The following is a 6,760-nucleotide window of genomic DNA, read 5'->3' on the forward strand; positions in this document are numbered from 1 at the left end:
GCGAGCTCGAGCGCGAACGGCTCGCGGCGGCCTCCGCGCCCGACGCCAGCGCCGCTCCCCGCGACGGTTCCGTGGAGCCCGAGCCCGTAGCCAGCCCCGAGCCCGCAGCCAGCCCTGAGCTTCCAGATGCCCCGGACACTCCCGACGCCACGAAGGACACCGCTAAAGAATGACCGTCGCCAAGTCGATCCTGCTGTTCGGCCTGGCTGCGCTACTGGAGATCGGCGGCGCCTGGCTGGTCTGGCAGGGCGTCCGTGAGCATCGTGGCTGGATCTGGATGGGTTTTGGCGTCGCTGCGCTCGGTGCCTACGGTTTCGTGGCCACGCTCCAGCCGGACGCTAACTTCGGCCGCATCCTCGCGGCCTACGGCGGAGTCTTCGTCGCCGGCTCCCTGGTCTGGGCGATGGCGATGGACGGCTTCCGCCCGGACCGTTGGGACATCGCCGGCGCGCTCCTGTGCCTGGTCGGTGTGGGCGTGATCATGTACGCCCCGCGCTAGCTGCCCCGCCGGACCGGACGTCGTGGTGTCCTCGGGACCTTCGCTCAACTCAATTACGCGCCACTGCATCGTGCAGTGCCACGATTTCGTTCGGGTCGCCGCCGCCCACGAGGAAGTCAACGGGCGATAGTCCGTCTAGCTCGTCATTCGGGCGCGTCATGAAGTTGCCCAGCGACACGGCGTCCATCTCCGCAGAGGACAGAGCCTCAACGATGCCAGCCATTCCTGGTAAGGCATTGCCTTCATGGAACTGCCACGACGGGAAGCGTGGCCGACCGTCCCATTGCACTGCCAGGAGTTGGCAGCTGCTCACCTGCCGGGAAACGACAGTCGTATCCCTTCTCAGGAGCTTGGTGGCCTCATCGAGGTTGAGTGTGTCCAGCAGAAATTGAGCGGCCCCTGCTACGGCGACTTCTGCCCGTAATGCGTCCTCGGCCTCCGGCCGCCAGTCGTCCACGATCGACGGATCGCTCAGCCCCGCGTGATCGCGCAGATAGTTCAGATCGGGTGGGCTGACTGGAACGGTTCTCGAGGAGATGGACCTCATCATTTGTGATCGGACGTTGGCAGTCAGGCCTTCTGCATCGTCCAGCGACAGGTCCAGATCGTTGAACTGCTCGGCCATCATGCGCTTTTCGATTGCATACCTATGCTAACCGCGTGCAAACCAGTGCGCAGTGCAAGTGTGGATGGCGGATTCGGGTCATGAATGCCCCGCGCTAGCTACGAGCTACGAACCAAGCCCTTCCGCCACGTCTTCAAACGGGACCTGGGCTTCTTCGCGGGCCTTCACCGCAGCTCTGATGTCGACCTGGACTTCCAACAACGCGCCCCCGGTGTCTGCGGCGATATTCTGAACTCGGAAGGATCCCTCGGGAGGTGGAAACGATGAACTCGTACGCGAATGAGCGCTCCAAGGCTCAATACGGATTCGTCAAGCTGATGACCTCCGACATGAGGCGAGCTGAGCGGCCGGCGCAGTACTCGTCCAAGCCAGCAGTGGTGTGCCTCGATACCGACCTGTGGATGGACGTCATGGCCGATGTCGCTCGCGAAGGTGCGGAGTTGATCGGGATCGCTACCACGGGGTTGGCTGAGAACGAGATGATGTTCCGTCTTCTCAACTGCTCCACTGGAGTCATCCGACATCTTCCGGGCGATGTCGAACGAGTCCCGGTTCACCCGAATTCACAGGTGAAGATGGTGCTGACGTTGATCGACCAGGCAATCGCCACAGGTCGTTCTGTCACGGTCGAGCCGGCAGACGAGCACGATGCAATTGACTCGCTGGATGTCGAAAGCGTGGAGTTCGCCCGTCTCTAGGCGGACTCCCCACCGTCTTAGCCCTCCCGCGCTCTCTCGTAGAACGCCACCGCCGCGGCCGTCGCCACGTTGAGTGAGTCGGTTCCGTCCGTCATCGGGATCGCGGCCCTCACGCTGCAGGCGCGCATCGCATGCTCGGTGAGCCCCGGCCCCTCGGCACCCAACACAAAGGCGACCTTCTCCGCGTCCACGGCCCGGGCCAACGACGTATCGGCCGACGGCGTCAGCGCAATAGTCCGGAACCCCTGCTCGTGCAGATCGTCGAGCGAACGCTGCCATGTGGTGGGCGTGCCGGAAAGGTGCGCGAACGGCAGCCGCAGCACGTGCCCCATCGACACCCGCACCACGCGTCGATACATCGGATCCCCGGCCGCGGCACCAAACAGGACGCCATCCACGCCGAGCGCGGCGCAGTTCCGGAAGATCGCGCCCAGATTCTCGGGATCATTGACGCCCTCCAACACCACCAGCGTGCGCGCGCCGTCCACCACGGACTCGACGCTCAGCGGCTCGGGGCGATTGGCGGCGGCCAGGATGTCGCGGCTGGACTTGAACCCGATCACCTCACTGATCAGGTCCTTTGACGCCCGCAGGTACACGGCGTCGCCGGCACGCTCGTCGGCGTCCCAGCCCTCGGCCGTCGCCTCACGCCGGAGCTGCTCGAGCCGCATGTCGGTGCCCAGCATGACGTGAGGCGTGAACCGCGAGAGCAGCATCCGCCCCACCACGTAGGTGCCCTCGGCAATCACCAGGCCACGCCCACCGGGCAGGTCGGGCCGCTTGTCGGACTTGTTGAGATCCCGCAGGTCGTCGAGAAGCGGATCGGCGGGGTCGGTGACGTCGACGACTCGCATCTCAGTCACACCGCACCCGCCTCACCACGGCCCGATCAGGACAGCGCGTCGGTGATCGGCCCGATGCCGAAGAACACCACGAACGCGGCGGCGACGATCCACAGGATCGGGTGCACGGTTTTCGCCTTGCCGGTGGCGGTGGCCATCACGACCCACGCGATGAACCCGATCCCGATGCCGTTGGCGATCGAGTACGTGAACGGCATCGCGACGATCGTCAGGAACGCAGGCAGCGCCACGGAGAAGTCGGTGAGATCGATCTGCTTGATCTGCGAGATCATTAGCGCGCCCACGATCACCAGCGCGGGCGCGGCGGCCTCGACCGGCACAACTTCGTACAGCGGGGTGAAGAACATCGCGATCAGGAACAGGCCGCCCGTGACGATGTTGGCCAGGCCGGTGCGGGCACCTTCGGCGATACCCGAGGCGGACTCAAGGAAAACCGTGTTCGACGACGACGAGGTCAGACCGCCGGCGACTGCACCGAATCCCTCGACGACCAGCGCGGCCTTCATGTTGGGCAGGTTGCCCTTGTCGTCCATGAGCTCGGCTTCCTTGCCGAGGCCGGTGAAGGTGCCCATGGCGTCAAAGAAGTTGGCGAGCAGCAGGGTGAACACGAACAGGCCTGCGGCCAGTGGTCCGATGCGGGTAAAGGCTCCGAGCAGGTCCACCTGGCCGATCAGCGACAGGTTGGGCAGGCCGCCCAGGGAGTCGGGGATGGCGGGGATCGCGAGGCTCCAGCCGGTGGGGTTGGGCTCTCCATCGACGAAGGACGGGCCGGCGTTGGCGATGGCCTCGACGATCACGGCGATGATCGCGGTCGCGACGATGCCGATGAACAGGCCACCGCGGACCCGGCGGGCCACGAGGATGCCGCACAGCAGCAGGCCGATCACAAACACGAACGTGGGCCACGAGGCGATCGAGCCGTTGATGCCCAGGCCCACTGGGACGGTGGTGCCGGCGGCGTCGGGAATGCGGCGGACGAAGCCGGAGTCGACGAACCCGACCATGGCGATGAACAGGCCGATGCCCACCGCGATGGCGGCCTTGAGCGCCGGCGGGACCGCATTGAAGACGGCGGTGCGGAACCCGGTGATCGCCAGGATCACGATGATGACGCCCTCGATCACCACCAGGCCCATGGCCTCGGCCCAGGTGACCTGCTGCGCGATGGTGACGGCGACCAGCGAGTTGATGCCGAGGCCGGTCGCGAATGCGAACGGGTATCGGGCGATCGCGCCGAAGGCGATGGTCATGACGCCGGCAGTGAACGCGGTGACGGCGGCGATCTCGGCGATCGAGAGCTGGTTGCCGTTGACGTCGGTGCCCGAGCCGAGAATCAGCGGGTTGAGGACGACGATGTAGGCCATCGCGAAGAAGCTGACGAGTCCGCCGCGAACCTCGTTCGAGACCGTCGAGCCGCGCTCGGAGATCTTGAAATAGCGGTCGAGTGCGCTGCTCTGCGCGGAGGGCTTGGGATCAGCCCCGGTGCTCTGCGACATCTGGACGGCCTTCCAGGCGAACGGGTTGAGGAACCGTCATAGAGTAACCGGCCCGGTGCCTGCGGTAGCGTCGCGGGCATGAATGACGACTCAGTGAAGCCACAGGCGCACCACGTGCCTCATGAGCCTCACGATCAGTCGTCCTCCGAGGGCCCCTTGGCCGGCGACACCACCCCCGCCTACGACGCCACTCCCGAGCCCGACGACGACCCCACCGACGCCAGCCCCTCCCCCGAGTCCGAAGCAACCTACGAGGCCAGCTCCTCCCCCGAGGCCGAGACCGCACTGGCCACCGCCGAGGCACCGCCGATCCCGTCGTACCTTCTGGACCCGCGCCCGCCGGTGATCATCGGCACGGTCGCGTGGACGCTCGCGCTCCTGGCGCACATGCTGTTCTTCGACGGCGACATGCGCACCGTCATCCTCTGCGGCGTCGGCGTGGGCGTGGGCGCGTTCGGCACCGCGATCTACGCACTCCAGCGGCGGGCCGTACTCCGCGGCGCGAAGGGCGCGCAAGTCGGCCTGGACTTCGACGTCCGGGAATAGCTCGCCCGCGACAGTCGCGCCTGTCTCTGACAGCCAACGGCAGGTCACCCGGAAATCTGCCACTTCCCAACCATTGACGCGACCATCGTCGAAGCGCATAGTTAAGCCATTCACTAATTAAGGAGGCGACTAAATGGCCAGGGCCGACGATCCGTTGTCGCGCGTGTTCCAGGCACTCGCCGACCCCGTCCGGCGGGGCATCCTCGAGCGATTGAGCACGGGCCCGGCGACAGTGGGCCAGGTGGCCGAACCATTCGACATCAGCGCACCGGCGATCTCGCAGCACCTGAAGATCCTCGAGTCGGCCGGACTCGTCGAGCGCAGCACGCACGCCCAGTGGCGGATCTGCTCGCTCCGACCCGAACCCCTGGACGAGGCCACGGCCTGGGTTGAGCGCAATCGCGCGCTCTGGCAGAACCGCTTCGACCGACTCGACGAGGTTCTCGCCGGACTCCAGCGCGACCAGGACCGCTGACCACCACACCCGTTCGCTACCAGGACGGCAAGGCACGATACTTCCGAGAGAAGGAGCCATCATGTCCGCACCGCAGTTCACCATCAACCGCACCTTCGACGCGCCTCGCGAACTCGTCTGGCACGCCTGGACCGACCCCACCACCGCCGCCAAGTGGTGGCACCCGCACCAGGTCGTGGTGCCCGAGGAGTCCGTCGAGATCGACCTCAAGGTGGGCGGCCGATACGCCTACCTGATGATCGACCCCACCGGCGGCCGCTGGCCCACCGCCGGCGAGTACCTGGAGATCGACGAGCCCAGCCGGCTGCGCTTCACGTGGGGATCACCGGATGACGCCGCCGACGACATGCCCGTGATCACCGTCGACCTGGCCGAAACCGCGGACGGCAAGACCGACATGACCTTCCACCTGCTCGGTCTCAACGCCGATCCGGAGGCGGAGCATGGCGTGTTCGGCGGCTGGACCGAGGCGTTCGAGGTGCTCGACGAACTGTTCGCCGCGCGCTCGGTGACCCGGGGCTAAGCCTCAGGCGTCAGGGGTGGCGTCGGATTCGGAATCAGCCGCAGACTCTGCCTCGGCCTGAGCCGGCTCCGGCGCCGCTTCTGCGTCTGCGGTCTCCGGGGTAGAGGCTGTGGCGGCAGCCTCAGCCTGCTCGGGCTTCGCAGCCTCGGCGGCCTCGGCCTCGCTCTTCTCCGCAGCCTCGGCCTCTTCGCGCGCCTTGGCCGCGGCCCGGAGCTGCTGCGGCAGGACGATCACGTCCACCGCGGCGTCGTCGAAGGCCTCGGGAGTAGCCGGCCCTGTGTCCTTGGGCCGCTCCACCGCACTGTGCGCGCCGCACCCGTACTGCATGTGCACCACCTGGCCATCGGCCGAGAACTCGTTGGCGCACACCCCGAACACGCGGCTGAGCAGCCCGTCCATCGGGAGCAGGAAACCGCAACTGAAGCACTGGTTCTTGGCGGCGCGCGCCACCTCGGAGTCGGGTCCGCGCTCGGCCATCCACCGCTCCGCGGCCATGGCCCGGCCCTCAGGACTCAAGTGTTGCTCGCGGCCCAGGCCAATGGGACCGGTCAGCTCGTCGAGGCGATCATCCCCGGTGAGGGTGTGACCGGGGACGAGCCTGGGGTCGTCGTCGTCGGGCGGTAAAAGGTCTCCCGCACCCAGGTCCCCGGCGCGTACCCGCTGATCCCACGGCACCCACTCGGGCGCGACCAGCGCCTCATCCCCCGGCAGCAGCGCGATCTCATCCACGGTGAGCTCACCGCCGGGCACCAACGCCAGCACACACGCCCAGTACCACCCGCGGTACCCGGGCAGATCGGCGGCAAAACGATGGGTGGTGGTGAAGTCCGCCTCCACCACGGTCCCGAGGTGCTCCCCCACGCCGTGGCCTGCGAACTCGTCCACCGCGGCCAGCGCCACATCGGCGCCGGAGGCCAGTCGCTCGCGCAGCGCGTCGTCAAACACGACGCCCGCCTCCTGATCCGTGCCTACCTCGGTGTTCATCTATCCCATTATGCGCAGGCACCTCGCCGGAGTCACTTTCGGCCCGCCGCG

9 protein-coding genes are annotated in these 6,760 nt (G+C 66.9%); 5 read left to right on the plus strand and 4 right to left on the minus strand.

The window, feature by feature from the left end:
* Positions 1-169 precede the first annotated feature (169 nt).
* Complete coding sequence (locus tag G6016_RS00435) at positions 170-499, plus strand: YnfA family protein (protein ID WP_182630746.1); 330 nt, start codon at positions 170-172, stop codon at positions 497-499.
* Positions 500-548: 49 nt separating this feature from the next.
* On the opposite strand, the gene G6016_RS00440 is transcribed toward G6016_RS00435, so the two are convergent.
* Entirely contained in the window at positions 549-1,124 is a 576-nt protein-coding gene (locus G6016_RS00440; RefSeq protein WP_206682273.1) for a hypothetical protein, read from the minus strand.
* A 263-nt stretch (positions 1,125-1,387) separates the two neighbouring features.
* Here G6016_RS00440 and G6016_RS00445 point away from each other — a divergent pair, with 263 nt between their 5' ends.
* Positions 1,388-1,822, plus strand: a complete 435-nt coding sequence (locus G6016_RS00445; protein ID WP_182630748.1) for a hypothetical protein — start codon at positions 1,388-1,390, stop codon at positions 1,820-1,822.
* 17 nt (positions 1,823-1,839) lie between these two features.
* On the opposite strand, the gene G6016_RS00450 is transcribed toward G6016_RS00445, so the two are convergent.
* Positions 1,840-2,676 (minus strand): TrmH family RNA methyltransferase, encoded by an 837-nt coding sequence (locus G6016_RS00450; protein ID WP_182630753.1) that lies wholly within the window; start codon positions 2,674-2,676, stop codon positions 1,840-1,842.
* Positions 2,677-2,711: 35 nt separating this feature from the next.
* Positions 2,712-4,181, minus strand: a complete 1,470-nt coding sequence (locus G6016_RS00455; RefSeq protein WP_182630749.1) for an NCS2 family permease — start codon at positions 4,179-4,181, stop codon at positions 2,712-2,714.
* A 78-nt stretch (positions 4,182-4,259) separates the two neighbouring features.
* On the opposite strand from G6016_RS00455, the gene G6016_RS17030 reads away from it, so the two are divergent.
* The 3 genes from G6016_RS17030 (at position 4,260) to G6016_RS00470 (ending at position 5,725) form a co-directional block, all read left to right on the plus strand.
* Positions 4,260-4,727, plus strand: coding sequence for a DUF2530 domain-containing protein (locus G6016_RS17030; RefSeq protein ID WP_182630750.1), 468 nt, complete (start codon positions 4,260-4,262; stop codon positions 4,725-4,727).
* A 133-nt stretch (positions 4,728-4,860) separates the two neighbouring features.
* A complete protein-coding gene (locus tag G6016_RS00465; RefSeq protein WP_182630751.1) occupies positions 4,861-5,202 on the plus strand; it encodes an ArsR/SmtB family transcription factor in 342 nt (113 codons plus the stop codon).
* Between the two features lie 61 nt (positions 5,203-5,263).
* Positions 5,264-5,725 (plus strand): SRPBCC family protein, encoded by a 462-nt coding sequence (locus tag G6016_RS00470; RefSeq protein ID WP_182630752.1) that lies wholly within the window; start codon positions 5,264-5,266, stop codon positions 5,723-5,725.
* Between the two features lie 3 nt (positions 5,726-5,728).
* On the opposite strand, the gene G6016_RS00475 is transcribed toward G6016_RS00470, so the two are convergent.
* A complete protein-coding gene (locus tag G6016_RS00475; RefSeq protein WP_241729620.1) occupies positions 5,729-6,709 on the minus strand; it encodes a DUF3027 domain-containing protein in 981 nt (326 codons plus the stop codon).
* Positions 6,710-6,760 lie beyond the last annotated feature (51 nt).

Source organism: Dietzia aerolata (genome assembly GCF_014144865.1).
Classification (GTDB): Bacteria; Actinomycetota; Actinomycetes; order Mycobacteriales; family Mycobacteriaceae; genus Dietzia; species Dietzia aerolata.